This window comes from Cohaesibacter marisflavi, assembly GCF_963665895.2.
Lineage (GTDB): Bacteria > Pseudomonadota > Alphaproteobacteria > Rhizobiales > Cohaesibacteraceae > Cohaesibacter > Cohaesibacter marisflavi.
The window spans coordinates 4,085,021-4,104,890 of sequence record NZ_OY762534.1 but is presented as its reverse complement, the minus strand read 5'-3'; the positions used below and the strand labels follow the sequence as shown (position 1 = coordinate 4,104,890).

The 19,870-nt window shown below is 54.5% G+C and carries 18 protein-coding genes; 4 read left to right on the top strand and 14 right to left on the bottom strand.

Annotated features, from left to right (window positions below):
- Positions 1–11 precede the first annotated feature (11 nt).
- Together ytfQ and ACKPCT_RS19375 are read right to left on the bottom strand one after the other, a co-directional pair.
- Positions 12–965 (bottom strand): galactofuranose ABC transporter, galactofuranose-binding protein YtfQ, encoded by a 954-nt coding sequence (gene ytfQ / locus ACKPCT_RS19380; protein WP_090075350.1) that lies wholly within the window; start codon positions 963–965, stop codon positions 12–14.
- A 275-nt stretch (positions 966–1,240) separates the two neighbouring features.
- On the bottom strand, positions 1,241–1,978 hold the full coding sequence (locus tag ACKPCT_RS19375) for a DUF1868 domain-containing protein (protein ID WP_319567688.1): 738 nt from the start codon (positions 1,976–1,978) through the stop codon (positions 1,241–1,243).
- A 171-nt stretch (positions 1,979–2,149) separates the two neighbouring features.
- Here ACKPCT_RS19375 and ACKPCT_RS19370 point away from each other — a divergent pair, with 171 nt between their 5' ends.
- Entirely contained in the window at positions 2,150–2,527 is a 378-nt protein-coding gene (locus ACKPCT_RS19370; RefSeq protein ID WP_244544807.1) for a secondary thiamine-phosphate synthase enzyme YjbQ, read from the top strand.
- A gap of 297 nt (positions 2,528–2,824) precedes the next feature.
- Positions 2,825–3,607: a protein tyrosine phosphatase gene (locus ACKPCT_RS19365; protein ID WP_319567687.1), complete on the top strand. Its 783-nt coding sequence runs from the start codon at positions 2,825–2,827 to the stop codon at positions 3,605–3,607.
- Between the two features lie 15 nt (positions 3,608–3,622).
- On the opposite strand, the gene ACKPCT_RS19360 is transcribed toward ACKPCT_RS19365, so the two are convergent.
- Complete coding sequence (locus ACKPCT_RS19360) at positions 3,623–4,270, bottom strand: hypothetical protein (RefSeq protein ID WP_319567686.1); 648 nt, start codon at positions 4,268–4,270, stop codon at positions 3,623–3,625.
- Between the two features lie 289 nt (positions 4,271–4,559).
- Here ACKPCT_RS19360 and ACKPCT_RS19355 point away from each other — a divergent pair, with 289 nt between their 5' ends.
- Together ACKPCT_RS19355 and ACKPCT_RS19350 are read left to right on the top strand one after the other, a co-directional pair.
- On the top strand, positions 4,560–6,134 hold the full coding sequence (locus ACKPCT_RS19355; protein WP_090075347.1) for an inorganic phosphate transporter: 1,575 nt from the start codon (positions 4,560–4,562) through the stop codon (positions 6,132–6,134).
- Between the two features lie 94 nt (positions 6,135–6,228).
- Positions 6,229–8,070: a Na/Pi cotransporter family protein gene (locus ACKPCT_RS19350; RefSeq protein ID WP_319567685.1), complete on the top strand. Its 1,842-nt coding sequence runs from the start codon at positions 6,229–6,231 to the stop codon at positions 8,068–8,070.
- Between the two features lie 107 nt (positions 8,071–8,177).
- Here the strand turns inward: ACKPCT_RS19350 and fghA are convergent, their stop codons facing one another.
- From fghA to ACKPCT_RS19295, 11 genes are all read right to left on the bottom strand, one after another.
- Complete coding sequence (gene fghA, locus ACKPCT_RS19345; protein ID WP_090075345.1) at positions 8,178–9,008, bottom strand: S-formylglutathione hydrolase; 831 nt, start codon at positions 9,006–9,008, stop codon at positions 8,178–8,180.
- 75 nt (positions 9,009–9,083) lie between these two features.
- Positions 9,084–10,193 (bottom strand): S-(hydroxymethyl)glutathione dehydrogenase/class III alcohol dehydrogenase, encoded by a 1,110-nt coding sequence (locus tag ACKPCT_RS19340; protein WP_090075362.1) that lies wholly within the window; start codon positions 10,191–10,193, stop codon positions 9,084–9,086.
- Between the two features lie 238 nt (positions 10,194–10,431).
- Entirely contained in the window at positions 10,432–10,698 is a 267-nt protein-coding gene (locus ACKPCT_RS19335) for a metal/formaldehyde-sensitive transcriptional repressor (RefSeq protein WP_090075344.1), read from the bottom strand.
- 251 nt (positions 10,699–10,949) lie between these two features.
- A complete protein-coding gene (locus ACKPCT_RS19330) occupies positions 10,950–12,119 on the bottom strand; it encodes a Gfo/Idh/MocA family protein (protein WP_090075343.1) in 1,170 nt (389 codons plus the stop codon).
- A 3-nt stretch (positions 12,120–12,122) separates the two neighbouring features.
- Positions 12,123–13,181, bottom strand: coding sequence for a sugar phosphate isomerase/epimerase family protein (locus ACKPCT_RS19325; protein ID WP_090075342.1), 1,059 nt, complete (start codon positions 13,179–13,181; stop codon positions 12,123–12,125).
- 16 nt (positions 13,182–13,197) lie between these two features.
- The gene (locus ACKPCT_RS19320) at positions 13,198–14,244 is read right to left on the bottom strand and encodes a LacI family DNA-binding transcriptional regulator (RefSeq protein WP_090075341.1); all 1,047 of its coding nucleotides are present in this window, start codon (positions 14,242–14,244) and stop codon (positions 13,198–13,200) included.
- Positions 14,245–14,249: 5 nt separating this feature from the next.
- The gene (locus ACKPCT_RS19315; RefSeq protein ID WP_319567684.1) at positions 14,250–15,245 is read right to left on the bottom strand and encodes an ABC transporter permease; all 996 of its coding nucleotides are present in this window, start codon (positions 15,243–15,245) and stop codon (positions 14,250–14,252) included.
- Between the two features lie 10 nt (positions 15,246–15,255).
- Positions 15,256–16,224, bottom strand: a complete 969-nt coding sequence (locus ACKPCT_RS19310) for an ABC transporter permease (protein ID WP_090075340.1) — start codon at positions 16,222–16,224, stop codon at positions 15,256–15,258.
- On the bottom strand, positions 16,224–17,720 hold the full coding sequence (locus ACKPCT_RS19305; RefSeq protein ID WP_090075339.1) for a sugar ABC transporter ATP-binding protein: 1,497 nt from the start codon (positions 17,718–17,720) through the stop codon (positions 16,224–16,226). The genes ACKPCT_RS19310 and ACKPCT_RS19305 overlap by 1 nt, the downstream gene beginning before the upstream one ends.
- A 102-nt stretch (positions 17,721–17,822) precedes the next feature.
- Entirely contained in the window at positions 17,823–18,845 is a 1,023-nt protein-coding gene (locus tag ACKPCT_RS19300; RefSeq protein WP_090075360.1) for a substrate-binding domain-containing protein, read from the bottom strand.
- A gap of 243 nt (positions 18,846–19,088) precedes the next feature.
- The gene (locus ACKPCT_RS19295) at positions 19,089–19,763 is read right to left on the bottom strand and encodes a hypothetical protein (RefSeq protein ID WP_319567683.1); all 675 of its coding nucleotides are present in this window, start codon (positions 19,761–19,763) and stop codon (positions 19,089–19,091) included.
- Positions 19,764–19,870 lie beyond the last annotated feature (107 nt).

The window sequence follows — 19,870 nt, the reverse complement described above, 5'->3', positions numbered from 1 at the left end:
ATTGTCAGAGATCAGTAGCCAAGGCTCTTCTTCATTTCATAGATGGCGTTGTTGTCGTCATCCTGAGTGTAGAGCTTGGATTCAGTCTGGACCCATTTTTCAGGCATGGTGCCGTCTTTCCAGTAGGCATCCAGAATATCAAAAGCAGGACCTGCCATATTCGGGGTCAACTCAACGGTTGCGTTTGCTTCGCCGTTGGCGATGGCCAGATGCATGTCAGGCACAGCGTCAATTGCAACAACGAGAATGTCTTCACCCGGCTTTGCACCAGCTTCCTTGATGGCCTGAATGGCACCAACGGCCATGTCATCATTGTGAGCATAAAGAGCGCAAATATTTTCAGCGCCTTCAGCTTTCAGGAAGCTTTCCATAACGACCTTACCCTGAGCGCGGGTGAAGTCGCCGGTCTGGCTGCGTACGATTTCCAGATTGGATGCGTCCGCGATGGCTTTCTCGAAGCCTTTTTTGCGGTCGATCGCCGGAGACGAGCCCGTCGTGCCCTGCAGCTCGACAATGCGGCAGTCCTTGCCAGCCATTTTGTCTTTGAGCCAGTTGCCAGCCACTTCACCTTCATAAACGGTGTCAGACGTGACAGCGGTCATATAAAGGCTTGGGTCGGCATCGACCTTACGGTCGAGCAGAATAACAGGAATTTCAGCGTCTTGAGCTTCTTCAAGAACGGAGTCCCAGCCGGTTGCAACTACCGGGGCCAGGAAGATGGCATCAACACCTTGGGCAATGAAGCCGCGCAGAGCCTTGATCTGGTTTTCCTGTTTCTGCTGAGCATCAGCAAATTTCAGGGTAACACCGCGTTCCTCAGCCTGCTGTTTGGTAACAGTGGTTTCAGCAGCACGCCAACCGGATTCAGAACCGATCTGCGAAAAACCAACCGTTTTGCCCGCAGCCATTGCGGTCATTGGAGCCAGAACAAGCGCACTAGCGAGCAGAATGGAGCTAAGTTTCATAGTTTCCTCCCTATCGAAAATATCTCCCACCACTCATTAAGTAATACTTATTAAAACTCGTAAATGGATGATCCGGCTACTTTCATGGGCAATCACACCACAGCGTGCCTACAAAAGTCTCAGCAATCAAAAGATGAGTAAGCAAAGCCCGCCATGGTGTCGCAAGAATTTGCTGACCGAGAAAAACGCCTCACTCGAGCACACGAACGAGAGGCTCTCAGCCTTGTAAAAAGTGAGTATAAATATTCATTTCTTCGCAAAAAGCCGCACATCTCCTAGTCCTTGAACACCATCACCGGCTCGAATTGGAGCATGGTCTCATAGTTACAAAATTCAACGGCGGCCATGCTGATATCAGAGAGATCCTTTTCGTATCTGGCGAACAGTCTGGCACTCTCTTTATGGATCGCTGTTGCCGTATCCTTGTCGGTAAAGGTCAACGGATAGGCAAGTGTGACATGGAATATATAGGAGTCGTGTGCATGATAGCGGATTGATGTCAGTTGAGACAGGATCTCACGCACCTGCCTGAGCATTTGCTCATCCTGTGGCGTGGCGCCGCACACCGTTACCGAGTGAAGAGCGAAAAGGTCCAAGGCTGTGACGTTCATGCCTGTTGGCAAATGCTGACCGGTCAGACGCTGAACAAAGGCCTGTGTCACGCTATCCCGACTATTCCTCAGAGGGATATCTTTTGGCCAGCCTTCCGAGGGGCTGATGCATCCCGGCGACACACCCTGAAAAAGCGTCATATGCAGGCTATCAGCTGGCAGAAAAGCGAAGAGATGCGCAAAAGGACCGGCCTTGATCTCTTGCTGCATGGAGACAAGGGCGCGATAGGCCCGTGATGATGGATCGATATGGCAAAGAAAGGTATTGCCCGCAAAGGGCAAGGCTTTTCCGTCGGGCGTGAATTTGCCACCGCCCCCTTCCTCAGTAATAGAAGCGGTGCGCTCGCCATCTGAAAGCGTGCCCGCCATATAGGCTATCGGGTCTCTTCGCGTGATCGTCATAGAATATGTCTCCCTTTGTGTTCCCCAAGCAGGGTCTGCCCATTGATTCTCGGAACACAACGCATATAAACCCTAGACTATGATAATCTGATTGAAAGTCTCCAGCGAATGGATGAGCCTATGTTCAATGTCCTGCACGATACCCTCTCGATAAAGACATCAGGAAAGCGCATGCACACCATTACGCGCGAGGTTGCCCATTGGTTGGCACATTCCGGCGCCCAATCAGGTACCCTGACGCTCTTTTGCAAGCACACATCCGCCTCCCTTACGATACAGGAGAATTTTGATCCCACCGTTCAGGAAGACCTCCTCTCCTTTCTGGAAGATCTCGCCCCCGAAGACCGCTATTATGAGCATTCACTGGAAGGGCCGGATGATATGCCCGCCCATATCAAGACCATGGTGACGTCGGTCAGCCTCACCATTCCGGTTCAAAATGCCTCCATGCTGCTGGGCCAATGGCAGGGCCTGTATCTTCTTGAACATAGAGCCCACGCCCATCACCGGCAGCTTCATCTCTGTTTCACAGGCCTATGCAAAAACTAATAGGCTACATACATAGCCACAACATTGACGCAGAGAAGAAAGGTTGCTAAGTCACTCGCGCCTGAAAAGCGCTGCTTTTCGGGCAAAGCCTGCCCATGCAGTTGCGCAACGTCGATAGTCGAAAGAGACAACTCTTTCATTGCAGACAAGGCAATTTACGGGCAGCTTAAGGTGAGAACCGAACCAATTCGTCTCGAAAGCGATTCGAGCTTGTTAGAAAGTTGTGAGCCAACGGGGCTGAAATCGTTTTGGATGCAGCAGAGTGCGCTTCCGAATATGGATTGAGGGAAATGCTGAGTGAGCTACTCACCTGAGAACATACCGAATACCATGCCGAAAGTCCGCTTCACGAAAAGAGCACGCAAAGCCCTGTTCAGGCAGCTTGTTCGTCTCAGAAATACCATTGCAGACATCTCTCCGGCATGGCTGCGCCGCTTCTTTGCGCCGATCTATGATTATTTCGAAATGATCTTCATTGATCACGGCATGTTCAGAACGCCCTATGCCAACCGGCATAAAGTCTCTCCCAATGCCTGGCGCTCTTCCCAGCCATGGCCACATCAGGTCCGCTATTATGCAAAGGATCTGGGCATCCGGACCATTCTCAACCTGCGTGGCCCAAGGGATTGCGGCAGTGATCGTCTGGAACGCAAGGCCTGCGAGGCCTATGGCATTGATCTGCGCGATGATCTGCAGGTCCGCTCGCGTGGTGCCCCTTCGCGGGAGACGATCCTTGGCCTTAAAAGCTATTTCGAGTCCCTGTCCTACCCGATCCTGCTTCACTGCAAGGCGGGGGCAGACCGGGCAAGCCTTGTCTCCGCGCTTTATCTCATCCTCAAAGAAGACGTGCCCGTCGACGAGGCCCGCGCTCAATTGTCGATGCGTTATGGCCATTTCAAACAGGCCAAAACCGGTATCCTCGATTATTTCTTTGAGGAATATCTCAGCTACAGCGCCACCCACGACATTTCATTTCTGGAGTGGGTAGATACCGTCTATGATGAAGATGCGCTTGAAGCATCATTCAAGTCGGATCGCTGGAGCAATCTGATTGTCGACAAGCTGCTGAGACGAGAATAGAGGAGCGGGTGTTCCCTACTCCTCGGCTTCCAGCGTCTGGCGCATAACGCGATACTCGCGGCGCTCGTCTTTCAGGCCCTCAATTTTCCATTTTAGATCGGCGATCTTCTTCTCATAGGCGTCGATCTCCGCTTTGGTCTTTTCAATGTCCTGATCAGCCGCCTGTTCCTTGTTCTGTACCGCCTCCAAGGCTGCTTGATAGAGCGCATCCATCTTGTCCAGATAATCATCATTCAAAATGGTCTGCGTTTGAGGGAAGCGTGTGCGCACATGCGAGACAAAGCGCTTGATACTGATGCTTTCCCAGTCATCGCCCTCTTCGCGAATGCGTGCATTCTTGGCCACCCAGGCAACATTCTCAGAAATATCCGGCACCATGATCGCCATGCGCAGAAGCGTGAACTGATCCTCGGGCGTTTCCTGCTTCTGAGCACTGCCAAAGATCTCGATGGCCAGCGTGCGATCCTCTGTATCGAGCTCGCAAAAGCGCGTTACAAAATTGTCCATGCCCATCTCTTCAAGATCCGCAAGGAATAGCGCATAGAGCGCATCATCCACACGATCCGGTGCCGGATTGCCCTCATCCAGACAGGCAAAAGCCGAAACGGTCAGAGACAGGAAGAAGAACAGGCTTGCAACAAGGCTTCGCATAATAAAGAGCATAATCTGACTGGAATCCGGCGTTGGGTTTTCAACAGGACGAGTGCACCATGTGCACCCCTTCGTAGGCGTCTTCTTTCTTTTAATGCACGGGGTGCGCTTTGGAAATTTTATTTGTCGATTTTTCTGGAAATATCGACAAATTTCCGCCACTCCCTTTGTGGCTGGCGCCACCAGCAGCCAACTCACTAGCAGAAATTCATCTATGCAAAAAGAACGGTGCTCTTCTTTGAAGTCGATTTGAACAAAGAAACATAACCGTCAAGGATGCGAAGAGCTAAAGGCAAGCAGTATGAAGGTTGGAGACTATCTCAAGATAGAGAACGCAACTGATATAAGCAGATCTGAAGTTGGGCGGCTGGGTACTGCCATTCTTTTCATGGTCGGCGTCATGATCTACGCAGGCACCCAGTTTGCCCATGTAGACCAATCCTTTCTCCTGATCGCAGCGGCCGTAATCGGCGCCTATATGTCCCTGAACATTGGCGCCAACGATGTGGCCAACAATGTCGGCCCCGCAGTCGGCTCCTTTGCCATGACCATGACAATGGCCATTGTCATAGCGGCGGTGTTTGAGGCGGGCGGCGCCATCATCGCAGGCGGCGAAGTTGTCCATACCGTCAAGAAAGGCATCATTGATCCGGCCGATATTGCCAACACGGATGTTTTCATCTGGGTTATGATGGGAGCCCTCATGGGCGCAGCCATCTGGCTGAATGCCGCCACATGGCTTGGCGCTCCGGTTTCCACCACGCACTCGATTGTGGGTGGCGTCATGGGCGCCGGGATCGCCAGCGCTGGTTGGGACATCGTCAACTGGGATTCCATGATCAAGATCGCGGCCAGCTGGGTCATCTCGCCCCTCACGGGCGGCATCATCGCTGCCCTGACGCTTTTCACGCTGAAAAAGCTGATTTTCTTCAAGGATGATCCGGTTACCGCGGCGCGCAAGGTGATGCCTTACGTCGTCTCAATCATGGCTTGGGCCTTCACCACCTATCTCTGCCTTAAAGGCATCAAGAAACTCATCAAGATCGAGTTTCCTGCCGCTCTGGCCATTGGCGCTGCCGTGGCTGTCCTTTGCTATTTCATCGTCCGCCCGTTGATCGCCCGGGCAACCGATCGCATCGGAGACGGCACGGATGGCGTCAACAAGCTTTTCACCATCCCGTTGATCTTTGCTGCAGCCCTTTTGAGCTTCGCCCATGGCGCCAACGATGTGGCCAACGCCGTTGGCCCGCTCGCCGGTATCGTGGAAGTGCTGACGGTTTCGGGTGGGGATCATTCTCAGGTTGCCATTCCGCTTTGGGTCATGGTGATCGGCGCTCTGGGCATTTCTTTTGGTCTGGCGCTGTTTGGCCCCAAACTCATTCACACCGTCGGCTCTGAAATCACCGAACTGGACCGGTCCCGCGCCTTCTGTATTGCGCTGGCTGCAGCCATCACGGTTATCTTCGCCAGCCAGCTCGGTATGCCGATCAGCTCCACCCATGTAGCACTTGGCGCAGTCTTTGGCGTCGGCTTCTTGCGTGAATTCCTGGAACAGCGCATGGGCAAGGTCGTCGAAAATGTGCTCGCCAAGCATGTGGGCAGCCCTGATCTAAGCAAGGTGGAACAGGTTCTGGCCGAATTCCGCAATGCGCCTGCCGAAGAAAAGAAGATCATGCTCGATTCCCTCAAGGCCATGGGGCCCGAGGCAGTGATCTCCGCAGCACAGCGCAAGAAATTGCGCAAGGCCCTCAAGCGTCAGTTGGTCAAACGCTCGACCTTACTGAAAATCGCCTCGGCATGGATCATCACCGTGCCCGTTTCCGGCGTGCTTGCTGCCTTGTTCTATTTCGCACTCAGAGGCATGATGCTTCCTTAACAATTAAGGTGTACTATGTGCGCTTAAAGAGACTTCATTTTTCTGCTGTAGCATGAGATATGAAGTCCCACTTTCAAGCCACACGAGGTCACCCGTGCTCAAGAAAATACTGCTGCCCCTCATCCTTTCCCTGCTGCTGATCGCCTTCTGGTTCAGTTCAGACTTTCAGGAAATCGCTGCCGGGGTGGCAGTTTTTCTATTTGGCATGCTGATGCTGGAAGATGGCTTCAAGCTCTTCTCCGGCGGTTTTCTCGAAAAGATACTGGCCAGAGCCACCGGCTCGACCTCGCGCTCCATCAGCTTCGGCATCCTCACCACGACATTGATGCAATCAAGTTCTCTGGTCTCGGTCATCACCATTTCCTTTCTCTCCGCCGGGCTCATTTCCCTCATCGCGGGCGTGGGCATCATATTCGGAGCCAATATCGGCACGACCACCGGCGCCTGGCTGGTTGCCGGTTTCGGTCTCAAGGTCAAGATTTCCGCCTATGCCATGCCCATGCTGGCTGTTGCCATTGTGCTGGTTTTCCAGCGCAACAAATATTGGCGTGGGGCAGGCTATGTGCTGGCCGGTCTGGGCTTCCTGTTTCTGGGCATCCATTTCATGAAAGAGGGCTTTGAGGCCTTCAAGGACCAGTTCGACCTCACCCGCTTTGCCATGTCCGGCATTCTTGGCCTCATCGTCTACACGCTGGTGGGCTCAGCTGCGACAGTGGTTATGCAATCCAGCCACGCAACCATGGTCCTCATCCTGACAGGTCTGTCAGCTGGTCAGATTTCCTATGCCAATGCGTTGGCGCTGGCCATTGGCGCCAATATCGGCACGACCATCACGGCAATCATCGGCTCTTTGACGGCCAATTATCAAGGCAAGCGTCTGGCCCTCGCCCATCTGATCTTCAATCTGGTGACCGCCAGCGTGGCGCTGGTCTTCATCAATCAGCTCAGGCAGGCGGTCGATTTTGTCAGCCTGCATATGGGCATCGCAGATACGGATTATGCCCTCAAGCTCGCCGTCTTTCACACCATCTTCAATGTGCTGGGCGTGCTCATCATGCTACCGCTTATGAACTGGCTGATCGCTTTTCTCACCCAGCAGATTGCCGAACCCAAGCTTGATATTTCCAAACCCAAATATCTCAATGAAGCGGTCGACGCCTTCCCCGCAACCATCGAACTGGCTTTACGTAAGGAAGTGCTTCATTTGCAGGAAAATGCCGTAGAGCTGATCGCCCATGGCCTCAACATCCACCGGCACCAACTATATTCTAGCAACGACATCGCCCGCACAGTGCAATCCAGTCGCTCCACCTTCGAGCTGGATATCGACGCCCGCTATGAGGCGCGGGTGAAAACACTCTACTCAGCTATCGTCGATTTCACCTCGCGGGTCGGCGACAAGGACATTCCCCACACAGTGCTGGAACGCGCTTACCGGCTGCGCAATGCCGCAACGGCTATGGTGCGTGCCGTCAAGGCCATCAAGCATATGCGACGCAACGCCAATCTCTTTACCAGCAAGCCAATGGGAGCCGCGACAGATCTCTATAATACATTGCGCACGGAAATCGCCCGCATTCTTGCTCAATTGCACGCTCTCAACCAGATGGATGAAGACAGCCGGGATAGCGCGTGGCTTGAGGAAGAGCTAGCCAAGATCAAGAAGGCCAAGAATGCCAGCACCCAGCTGGTAGAAGCCCATATCCGTGCAGGAGACCTGGAGATGCAGTCGGCAACGTCCTTCCTCAACGATTCCGACTATGCTTATAACGCCATGAAGGATCTGCTCAAAGCAGCCAAGGCCATCTATTCCGAGCCTGAAAGCACCGAGGAGCAAGTCGAACGTATCCTCAAATCCGATGAATCAGGCCCTCAGCTTGGAAAGATCATGGCAGAGCAGGAACAAGATGGCGCATTTGATGTCCACCCCGTTTGATCCACTCCCACCGGCCCCAAAGCAAAGGCCCCGCGCAGATAGGCACGGGGCTCTCTCTTTGATGCATTACCGCCCTAAGAGGCAGAAAAATCAGCCAGACAGGCCAATCAGGCTTTCAGAGCCTTGGCATGATGGGCGATATGATCGCCGATGAAGCTGGCAATGAAATAGTAGCTGTGATCATGTCCTTCCTGCATGCGCAGGGTCAGCGGATGGCCAACACGCTTGGCTTCTGCCTCAAAAATCTCCGGCTTCAGCTGGCCGGCAAGAAAATCATCGGCATCTCCCTGATCAATCAGGATCGGCAGACGCTCCTCAGCCGAAGCCAGAAGCGCGGTTGCGTCATGCGCCTTCCATGCCTCGCGATCATCGCCAAGATAGGCTGAAAAAGCTTTCTCACCCCATGGCACCTGCGTCGGCGCCACAATGGGAGAAAAGGCAGAAACCGCCAGATAAAACCCCGGATGGCGCAAGGCCAAGGTCAGCGCACCGTGGCCGCCCATGGAATGGCCCATGATGGAGCGTTTATCACTGGCCGGAAAAGTGGCTTCGATCAGGGCTGGCAATTCCTTGGTGATATAGTCTTCCATCTGGAAATGCTGTGCCCATGGTTTCTGCGTCGCATTGAGATAGAAGCCGGCGCCCTGCCCCAGATCATAGGCCTCGTCATCTGCCACACCTTCGCCGCGCGGGCTGGTGTCTGGCGCCACAAGGATCACGCCATGCTCTGCGGCATAACGCTGTGCACCGGCCTTGGTGATGAAATTCTGTTCTGTGCAGGTGAGGCCCGAAAGCCAGTAGAGTACCGGTAGCCGAGCACCCTCTTCATGATCAGGCACAAAGACGGCCACCTTCATATCACAGCCGAGCACTTGAGAGGCATGCTGATAAACGCTCTGGGTTCCTCCGAAGGAGGCATGATGTTCGATACGGTCCATGATTTCCCCGATGCTTTGTCAAAAAGAGGCGCGGCAGAAGACCGCCGCGCCGGATAGGATGCACTATGTCTGCGATCAGTATTTGATCACGGAGCGTATGGACTTGCCTTCATGCATGAGATCAAAGGCATTGTTGATGTCATCCAGTGGCATGACGTGGGTCACGAACGGTTCCAGATCGATATCGCCTTTCATGGCGTCCTCAACCATACCCGGCAGCTGGGTGCGACCCTTGACCCCACCAAAGGCAGACCCCATCCAGTGACGACCGGTAACAAGCTGGAACGGACGGGTAGAGATTTCCTGCCCTGCTCCGGCAACACCGATAACAACAGACTGCCCCCAACCGCGATGGGCACATTCCAGAGCCGCACGCATGACATCCACGTTGCCGATGCATTCGAAGGAATGATCCACACCCCAACCGGTCATCTCGATGATCACCTGCTGGATCGGCTTGTCATAGTCTTTTGGATTGACGAAGTCAGTTGCACCAAACTCACGGGCCAGCTCGAACTTGTCCGGATTGGTGTCAATGGCAATAATGCGGCCAGCCTTGGCCTGACGGGCACCCTGAATAACCGCAAGACCGATGCCCCCCAGACCGAAGACAGCGACCGAGTCGCCTTCCTGAACCTTAGCGGTGTTATGCACGGCGCCAATGCCGGTGGTCACACCACAGCCCAGCAGACAGACATGCTCATGGTTGGCTTCCGGATTGATCTTGGCAAGGGAAACCTCGGCCACAACCGTATATTCGGAGAAGGTGGAGCAGCCCATATAGTGGAAGATCGGCTCGCCATTGTAAGAGAAACGGGTGGTGCCATCCGGCATCAGACCCTTGCCCTGCGTTTCGCGCACGGCCACACAGAGGTTGGTCTTGCCCGATTTGCAGAATTCGCATTCGCCGCATTCAGCAGTGTAAAGCGGAATGACATGGTCACCCGGAGCAACAGACGTTACACCTTCGCCAACTTCGACAACAACACCGGCGCCTTCATGGCCCAGAACAACCGGGAATATACCCTCAGGGTCCGCACCGGAAAGGGTGAAGGCATCGGTATGACATACGCCAGTGTCGGAAATCTTGATCAGCACTTCGCCATGTTTGGGCGGAGCAACATCGATTTCAACGATTTCAAGAGGTTTGTTGGGCGCAAATGCGACTGCAGCACGTGATTTCATAGTGTTATCCTTGGTCAACGGATTTGACGAACGCGCCTTGCCAACCGGCTCGGCGCCTCCCCTCTCCCTACCAAGGCATCCACCTATCCAGCCGGGAGTGGTTTCGGCGCCGAAAGCATCCCTTTCCCAAGAGATGCCTTCAAGCTGACAAACCACGATGTTTCTTTTGCTTTTTTGAGTTTCTGGTCCAGCCGCTTCTAAAACGCCAGGACCGGCCTTCCACACCCTTTGGGTGCCGCTATTTCAGATAGTTCCGAACAAGATGAAGCAGTTCCTGCGTTTTCTTGCCGCCGGGATCATCGGGAAAAACGAATTCTTCCCGAATATGGCTGTCCATGACTTCAACCATCAGCCCATTGACGGCGCCCCGTACCGCTGCGATCTGTTGCAATATAGGCGTACAGTCCGCGCCAGCTTCGATTGCGCGTTCCAATGCTTCGCATTGGCCTTTGATCTTGCGGACGCGCGTCAGAGCACGTTTTTTATCTTCGGGACTTTTGGGCATGTTGCATCACCTATTCTATACTGGGGTATAGTATAAAAGGATACGTAATCCTACAACCCCCTTTGCAAGGATTTTTTCTGCCCGCCCAAAATAGACCAGACTACAAGCAACAAAAACGGGAGAAACGTGCCAACGTTTCTCCCGCAAGTCCGGAATGTGTCTATCCCAGAAAATCAATTTTTCTCAACAGGGCCCCTCTTAGCATCTGGCTGCAAGACCAAATCTAGAAGCGCCCGTCGCCATCCAGTTGCCTATTTCTTCTCTTTGAGTGACACCCAGACACCACCCTTGGCCGAAGATTCAAGGCTGGCTTCAACAAATGCCAGACCGCTGACACCGTCATCGGCATTTGGTACAAGCACAGCTGCTTCGTTTGCCTCGATTGCATCGGCGGCATCGCGATAGATATTGGCAAAAGCCTCCAGATAACCCTCCGGATGCGCTGCCGGAATGCGACTACCAGCCACTGCAGCAGGGGTGTTCTCAACCCCATTGCGGCGCAAGAGGCGACGCGGCTCACCAAGCGGCGTGTACCACAGCTCTTCTGGCTTTTCCTGCCACCATTCCAGGCCACCGGTAGAGCCATATATGCGCAGCGAAAGATTGTTACCATTGCCAGCAACCACCTGACTGGCCCAAATGGACCCCTTGGCCCCGTTGGCATAGCGCAGCAGAATGCTGGCATCATCATCCACCTGTCGGCCCGGCACCAGTGCGGTCAGCTCGGCCAAAATCTCGGTTGGCTCCACCCCGGCCACGAAAGCGGCCAGATTGTAGGAATGGGTGCCGATATCGCCGATGGCTCCGCCTTGCCCGGCCTTCTTGGGATCATTGCGCCAGTTTGCGCTTGCCGCTTCGGGGTCTTCATCCGGCGCAGCAAGCCAATCCTGGGCATATTCCACCTGCACCCGGCGCAACTCGCCAATAGCGCCATTGGCGACCATTTCGCGCGCCTGACGCACCATCGGATATCCTGTGTAGGTGTGGGTCAGAAACAGCGTCTTACCGGTCTTCTTTACGGTCTCGGCCAACACCTTGGCATCGTCCAGCGATGTGGTCATCGGCTTTTCGCAGATAACATGGAAACCCGCTTCCAGTGCCGCTTTGGCAACCGGATAATGCAGAAAATTCGGTGTGACAATGGCAATCACATCAGGCTTGTCTTCACGGCTTGCTTCCGCCTTGATCATGTCCTCATAATTGTCATAAGCCCGATCCGGCGCAATGCCGATGGCAACAGCAAAAGCCTTGCCTCGTTCGGGATCGTTATCCAGCGCACCGGCGACCAGCTCATACCGATCATCAATGCGCGATGCGATGCGATGCACGCCGCCGATAAAGGCAGTAACCCCGCCCCCAACCATGCCCAGCTTCAGCTTGCGGTGACTTTGGATTTGCATATTGGTATCATTCAAGGCCATGGTTCAGTCCTCATTCAGTCCCAGCAGTCGACGATTCGTTGCCGCATCCACACCGGAGCTGGCAAAATCATCAAACGCATGTTCGGTTACACGGATAATGTGATCGGCAATGAAAGTGGCTCCTTCGCGGGCGCCATCCTCTGGATGCTTAAGTGCGCATTCCCACTCGAGAACGGCCCAGCCTTCAAAGTCATATTGCGCCATTTTCGAGAAAATGCCCTTGAAGTCGACCCCGCCATCACCCAGCGAGCGGAAACGACCAGGGCGATCCACCCATGACTGATATCCGCCATAGACGCCGGACCGACCGCTATATTGCAGCTCGGCATCCTTGACATGGAAAGCCTTGATCCGGTCGTGGTAGATATCGATGAAGGCGAGATAATCCAGCGCCTGAAGCACGAAGTGGGATGGGTCATAAAGGATATTGGCGCGGCTGTGACCGTTCAGCTCTTCAAGGAAGCGCTCGAAGGTAACTCCGTCATGCAGGTCTTCGCCCGGATGCAGCTCATAGGCCACGTCAACGCCCAGCTCTTCATGATAGTCCAGAATCGGCTTCCAGCGTTTGGCCAGCTCGGAAAAGGCCTCTTCTACCAGCCCACCCGGACGCTGTGGCCATGGATAGACATAGGGCCATGCCAGCGCGCCCGAAAAGCTCACATGCGTATCAAGGCCAAGATTCTTTGATACAAGGCCCACTTTCTTGACATGCTCGACCGCCCATTCCTGGCGGGCTTTCGGATTCCCGCGCACAGCTTCCGGTGCAAAATTATCAAACAACGCATCATAGGCCGGATGCACGGCAACCAGCTGCCCCTGAATATGCGTCGAGAGTTCTGTGATTTCCACGCCAAGCTCTGCCAGCTTGCCTTTCAACTCATCACAATAGTCCTTGGATGTCGCTGCCAGATCCAGATCGAACAGATTGTCACCAGTCGGGATCTGCAAACCCTTGTAGCCGAGATCTGCAGCCCATTTGGCGATGGCAAACAGATCATTGAACGGGGGCTTGTCTCCGACGAACTGGGCCAGAAACAGCCCGGGGCCTTTAAGTGTCTTCATGGGTTCAATCTCCTTGTTACGTCCCCGGTCTTGCGTCGTCGAAAGGCGCAACCGAATTTCGAGTAATCAGTTCGGTTAAAAACTGTTGATCCTCTAGGGGTTCCTCCACCGCTACCGGATCACCGGCGTGGGCGGAAAGCTTGCGGATCATCATTGCCATGGCAGCACGACCAATCTCGCGCCTTGGCTGATAGACAGTGGTCAAAGGGGGATAAAAGATGGAGGCAATGAGCGTATCATCGAAGCCGACGAGCGAAACGTCATCCGGGATCGCCAGCCCCTTTTCACGCAGGGCACTGGCCGCACCAATCGCCATCTGGTCGCTGGAAGCGAATATAGCACTGAAATGCGCGCCCTTTTCCAGCAACTTTGCCGTCTGGTCATAGCCGGCATTGAGACTGAAGTCGCCCGGCATGATCAACGCTTCGTCAATGGGCAATCCGGCTTTTTTCAACGCTCGCCGATAGCCTTCCAGACGAGTCTTGCCGAGATGCTCGTCAAGCGGTCCAGTCAAGTGAACAATCCGCTTGTGCCCCTGCGCGATGAGATGCGCAACGGCCCCTTCAGCCGCCGCTACATTATCCACCCGAACGGTGGGCGCCTCCAGTCCGTCGATCTCTTCCAGAGCCACCACGAAGGGCGGCAGCCTATCCGTCTGCTCCAACAGCTTTTTGGGGAAGCTGCCGATCATCAGGATGAGACCATCAGCATGGCATTCACGCACCGCCTCGATATAGTGGGTGATGCGCTCGTCATCTTCGCGCGCATCACCCATGAGCACTTTGTAGCCCGCCGCGAAGGCAGCCTCCTCTACCCCTTTATAGATATCCAGATAGAAGGGGTTGGAGATATCCCGCACGAGAAGAATAACGGTGTTGCTCTTGCGCGAGCGGAACATGCTCGCCTGACGATTGGGAACAAAACCGATTTTCTCAACCGCATCCATCACCTTCTTGAGGGTCGCCTCACGCACCTTGCCCGGCTGGGCAAGCGCGCGAGACACCGTGGCCGTGGAAACTCCTGCGGCCTTGGCAACATCGCGGATATTGGGCTGGTCAACCATCTTGATTAGATCCGTGCACTTTTCTGGCGTCCGTAGAACATGAGCAGCAGGAGCAATGTGCCACCAAAGATCAGCTGACGGCCCCAGAACTCCAGATGCAGCGTGGTCAGAACGCTTTGCAGCAGAATCAAGGCAATCGCACCTGCGACAGTCCCAATATAACCACCAGAACCACCTGCAAGGGAAGTGCCACCGATGACAACCGCGATAATGGAGGGCAACATATATTGATCCCCTACACTAATGAATGAGTTGCCTGTGTAACCGATGACAAAAACCCCGGTGAGGCCAGCCAAAGCACCGGACAAACCGAACACCGTTGTGCGGATGACTTTGACTGGCAGCCCCACCAGACGAGCAGCTTGCGGATTTGCACCGACGGCATAGATGGAAAGACCAAAAGACGTTGCCCGCAGCATGAAGACCATGCCGATAATCAGCAGCAGCCAGATAAACAGGACACCGGGAATACCGAAGACCACAGGCTGATTGATGAAATTCATCAGGGCGGGCGCAGCATTGCCCGAAGGGATACCGCGCGAGAAAACCACGAGCCCACCCTGAATGACCGAGGTCATACCGAGCGTCATGACAAGCGGCGGAATGCGAATGAGGTTGACCCCGAGCCCGTTGACCATGCCAATGATGAAGGTCACACCCATGGCGGCAATCAAGGCTGGCAAAATCCCGCCATTGGCACCATCCATAACATTACCCGCGATCACGGCACCAAGGGAAATCATGGCTCCGACAGACAGGTCAATGCCTTCGCCACCGGCCAGAACCACCAGATTCTGTCCCGCAGCCGCAAAGCCGAGCAGTGCTGCGACCGTCAGCAGCTTTATGATCTGGTCACCCCGTGCAAAGCCGGGAGAAACCGCTTCCCCGATGCCCAACAGAATAATGATGGCAAACAGGGCAAGAACCACAGGCTCGCGCAGAATGGCACCAAGGCTAAAGCCCGCATTTTCAGAGTGCATGTTGCTTGAAGCGTCAGACATTTCTATCTCCTCACTTACGCGCCACGAGTACGCCACCAGCCAGAGCAGCCAGTACGATCAGACCCTGCACGAGCGTCTGGAATTCAAAGGGCAATCCGGCAAAGAAGATCACGTTGCCGATCATGCCAAGCAGAAGAGCACCGAAGATGGACCCGATGGCTCCACCGACACCACCCGACAGCATGGTTCCGCCGAGCACCACAGCCGAGATCGACCCCATGGCCAGGCTCTGGCCTATTAGCGGATCACCACTGGCGGTTTCGCCCGTTAGACAAAGCGCTGCAAAGCCGGAAAAAAGACCACAAAGCGCAAAGGACAAGAGCCGCACGAAGCTCATGTTGATCCCGCTCTGGAAGGCCCCCGCACGGTTGCCCCCGACAGCCTTGAGGTGGCTCTCGAACGGGCGACGCTGCATGAAGAGGACAAACAGGAAACCGGCAATCAGAATCCAGAGCACGGTTGGCACACCGAGCACAAAGTCACTGTAGGTCATCCAGTAGACTTCCGGCACCGAGAGCCCCGCCTGCGGCATGACCCAAAGCGCCAGCGCCGAGAATATGATGCCTGTACCGAAGGTCGCCACCATGGGCTGCAAGCGCAGATAACTGATCAGCAGGCCATTGAAGACCCCGCAGAGAACCCCGACGACCAAGCCAGTCAGCAGACCAATCGGTACACTGGCAGCATCTCCACCAGCCATGGCGATAACCGTCACGGTTACCACATTGACTAGCGCGGCAATAGACCCGACAGACAAGTCGATATCTCCACCCATGATCACGAAGGTCTGGCCAATGGCCACCAGCGTAAGCGGCAGGAAGGTGGTCAGGTTGGAATGCATCACCATGCCGTCAAAGAAAGACGGCTGCAGGAACCAGTTGATCAGAACCAGCGCGACAAGCGAGCCGAAGGCAACCAGCCATACGGGTCTTTTTGATACGGTCGAGCCCGATTTGGGGGCGGACAGAATGCTCTTCATCAGGCCTCTCCATAGGCTGCGCGGGTAAGATGGAACGAGTCCATCTCGGCCCCGGAAAGTTCGGTAACGACCGCGCCGTCATTGAACACGGCGATACGGTCACAATTGTCCAGAAGCTCGGATTCTTCACTGGAATAGAGCAAGACGGCAACGCCGGACTCAGCCAGCTTGCGAATAAGCGCAAACAGATCCGCCTTGGCCGCAAGATCGATGCCCTTGGTCGGGTCATCAAGCAGGATCACTTTCGGATTGGTTGCTAACCAGCGCGCAATGAAGATCTTTTGCTGGTTGCCACCAGAGAGCGTACCGATGGCATCGGTCATGCGCGCATATTTGGTCTTGAAGGCCGAGGCGACTTCAGCCAATTGCGGCCGCAATTCCTTAGCGCGGACGAGCTTGCGCTTTTCACTGACGAGAATGGCCGCTGCCAAGTTCTCGAAAATCGAGCGTCCGGGAAGCGCGGCATCAGGGCCGCGGTCGCCGGAAACATAGGCAACCTTACGCCGCACCGCGTCCGCCGGCTTGCGGATGGCCACCTGTTCATTGTTCAACCAAACCGTACCGGATGTGATCGGCAGCGCGCCAAACAGGCTGCGCAACAGGGTCGACTGCCCCTGCCCCTGCAATCCGCCAAGCCCGACAATTTCGCCCGGAGCAACAGAGAGGGAAACATCATTGAGCAAATTGCTGCCAACACCTTCCAGCTTGAGCAACGGCTTTTTGCCCTCGTCATCCAGCGCCTGACGCTTGGGGGCCTTCTTCACATCCCCCACCATCATGTGCACCACATCTTCAGTTGTGGTTTCGGCGATGGCGGTTTCGGCCACCACTGCGCCGTTGCGCATAATGGTCGCGTGATCACAGATTTCAAACACCTCGTCGAGGCGGTGAGAAATGAAGATGGTTGAAACACCCTCTTCGCGTTTCTTGCGCAGAATATCAAAGAAAACCTTCACCTGCCGACCATCAAGGGCCGCAGTTGCCTCGTCCATGATGACGATGCTGGGGTTTTTCGCATAGACCTTGCAAATCTCGACAATCTGCCGCTGACCTGGCGTCAGGTCTGCCACAAGGGCATCGGGCTGAATATCATCCCCAATCGCATCCTTGAACATTGCCAGCAAGTTGAGGGTCTCGGTGCGCATTTTGGCATAGTCGATGAAGCCGACGCCATTGCGTGGCTCACGCCGCAAAAAGATGTTGGCCTCAACACTCATTTTCGGAATGAGGCTCAGCTCCTGATAAAACAGGGCAATCCCCATCTCTTCGGCATCACGCGGGCTGCGAAAGGAAACTTCCTTGCCGTCGATGAGAACAGTTCCGGAGGTGGGCGCATAGGCCCCGGCGACAATTTTGGACAGGGTGCTTTTGCCGCATCCGTTCGCGCCAAGCAGCGCATGGATTTCTCCCCGTTCAACAGTCAGCCGACCATCGGTCAGCGCATGTACCTTGTCGAACCGTTTGGTGAGATCGCGCACCGTAATTGCTGAAGACATGACAATCCTCGGTTTTTGCAAAGTCGGAGCGCCCGCCCGCGATCATGGATCGCAGGACGTTGCATATCCCGAATCATGGGAGCAGGCGGGCGCCTGATTCATTTATTTGAAGAATTCTTCGGCTTCTTCCGGAGTAACAACGTCCGTCACAGACCAGTAGCCGGGTTTGTCTTTGGCTTCTTCAAGTTTTTCATCAAGGTTGGAGTTGTCGATGAACGGGATCGGGATATAGATCGCGTTGCCATAAACACCTCCAAAGATGCCATCCTTGAATTCTTTGCCCTGCATTTTCATAACAGCAACGTTAAGAGCAGAAGCCATAACCCCTGGAGGGTTGACCGATGCTGCAGAGTTCAGACCATTTTCTTTCCAGGTCACCATGAAGTCCTTGCGGATTTCACCAGTTGCTGCAATCTGGCTTGCCTTGTCGGCAGCCATGATGGAGCGCCATGCACCGGCCGCCATGCCGTCCTGCACCCATACGCCCTGAATGTCCGGATAGGTCGCGAGCAGGTTCTGCATGGCCTGCTGGCCCTGCGCCTGATCCCAGTTGGCGTTGGCTTCGTTCAGCACCTTGATGTCTGGATGTGCTTCAAAGGCTTCCTTGTAACCAGCAACGCGCATTTCGTTAGCCGGATTGCCTGCAACACCGTTGATGGTAACAACATTGCCCTTGCCATCAAGGGTTTCAGCCAGCCATTTGGCAGACTGGTAAGCCCACTGCTTCTGATCGATACCAACATAGATGGCATCCTTGGAAGAGACTTCGGCATCAGTTGCAACAACCATGATACCACGCCGTTTTGCCTGTGCGAAAACAGGGTTGAAAGCGGACGGGCTGTTCGGGTCGATGATAATTGCATCAACGCCCTGGTTGATGAAGTTGCGCACCTGGCCAACCTGGCCCTGAGCATCCACGTTGCCGCTTTGGACAACAACTTCGACATCGACGCCCTTGTCTTTCCAGGCCTCGGCTGCAGCCTGAGCTTCTTCAATCATCTGGGTGCGCCACTCGCTGCCGACCCAGCCATTGGAAAGGCCGATCTTGAAACTTTCAGCGTTTGCTACGGACGCAGAGACCCCTGCCGCAACCAACATGGTTGCAGCCAAAAACCACTTTTTCATCATAAAGATTTCCTCCAACACGAACCAAAATGTAACCGATTACATTTTACTTCCTTCTCCAAGGCACTTAGGCCATGGTTCCCTATTATCAATAATGTAATCGGTTACATTTGTCAATCAATTCCATTGAGATTGTGAATCAATCGCAACAATGTGAAGAGCCTGTCCGACCGAAATGCGCAAGCTCAATTGACCGAACAAAAGTGTGGAAGCCCCACCCAAAACTAGTTGAAATCCTGAAAATTAAATGATTTCCGCATGATACTTACGCAAAGCCTGCATATGGAAAGCGGCCTGCTCGGGCAGCAGTTGATAGTCCCGGCCAACAGGACAGGCGCGACGGGCAAGGCAGCCATTGGTCATGCAGTCTTCAGAATCCGGCCCGGCCAGATGCATTGCACACAGAGCGATATCCAGTCCCTTGGCCGAAAAGGCCCCGACCGGACAGACATGAAGACAAGGGGTGCCGACACATGCCTTGCAGGGATGCTGCGCCTTTTCTGCCTTGGGTAACGCTAGACGTTCAGAAAAAAGCAACGCCCCGCGAGTTGCATGCCAAAGCCCGTAAACAGGATGTATCTCGATACGCAAAGGCGATTGGAAGCAGTTGCCAGCTTTCTTCACCCAGCGCTGAAACGGATAGTATGGCCGATCAAATGGGAAAACAGCATGGGCTCCGATCTGTTTGGCCATCGCAGCCAATTTGCGTTCTGTCCAGTCATCAAGAGGATCTGGACAGGCACGCCGTTCTTTTTGAAACGCGCGCCACATGTGCGGGCCGACACTGCCGATCAAGAGGATGGTTCTAGTTGACTGCCCGTCGGGCAAAGGGGGCACATCGTCATCAGGGTCTGGATGAAAGCCACCACGCAGAAAAAATCCGCACTGTTCCAGTTCATCCCTTAGCTGTTGCATCATGCCTATGCTCCTTTTTCGTCAACGCCCAGACATTACTCCCTCCCGCGGCATCGGAGCAAGCGCAACGGACACAGAACACATTGAAAGGCCAAGTCTCAACACCTCTC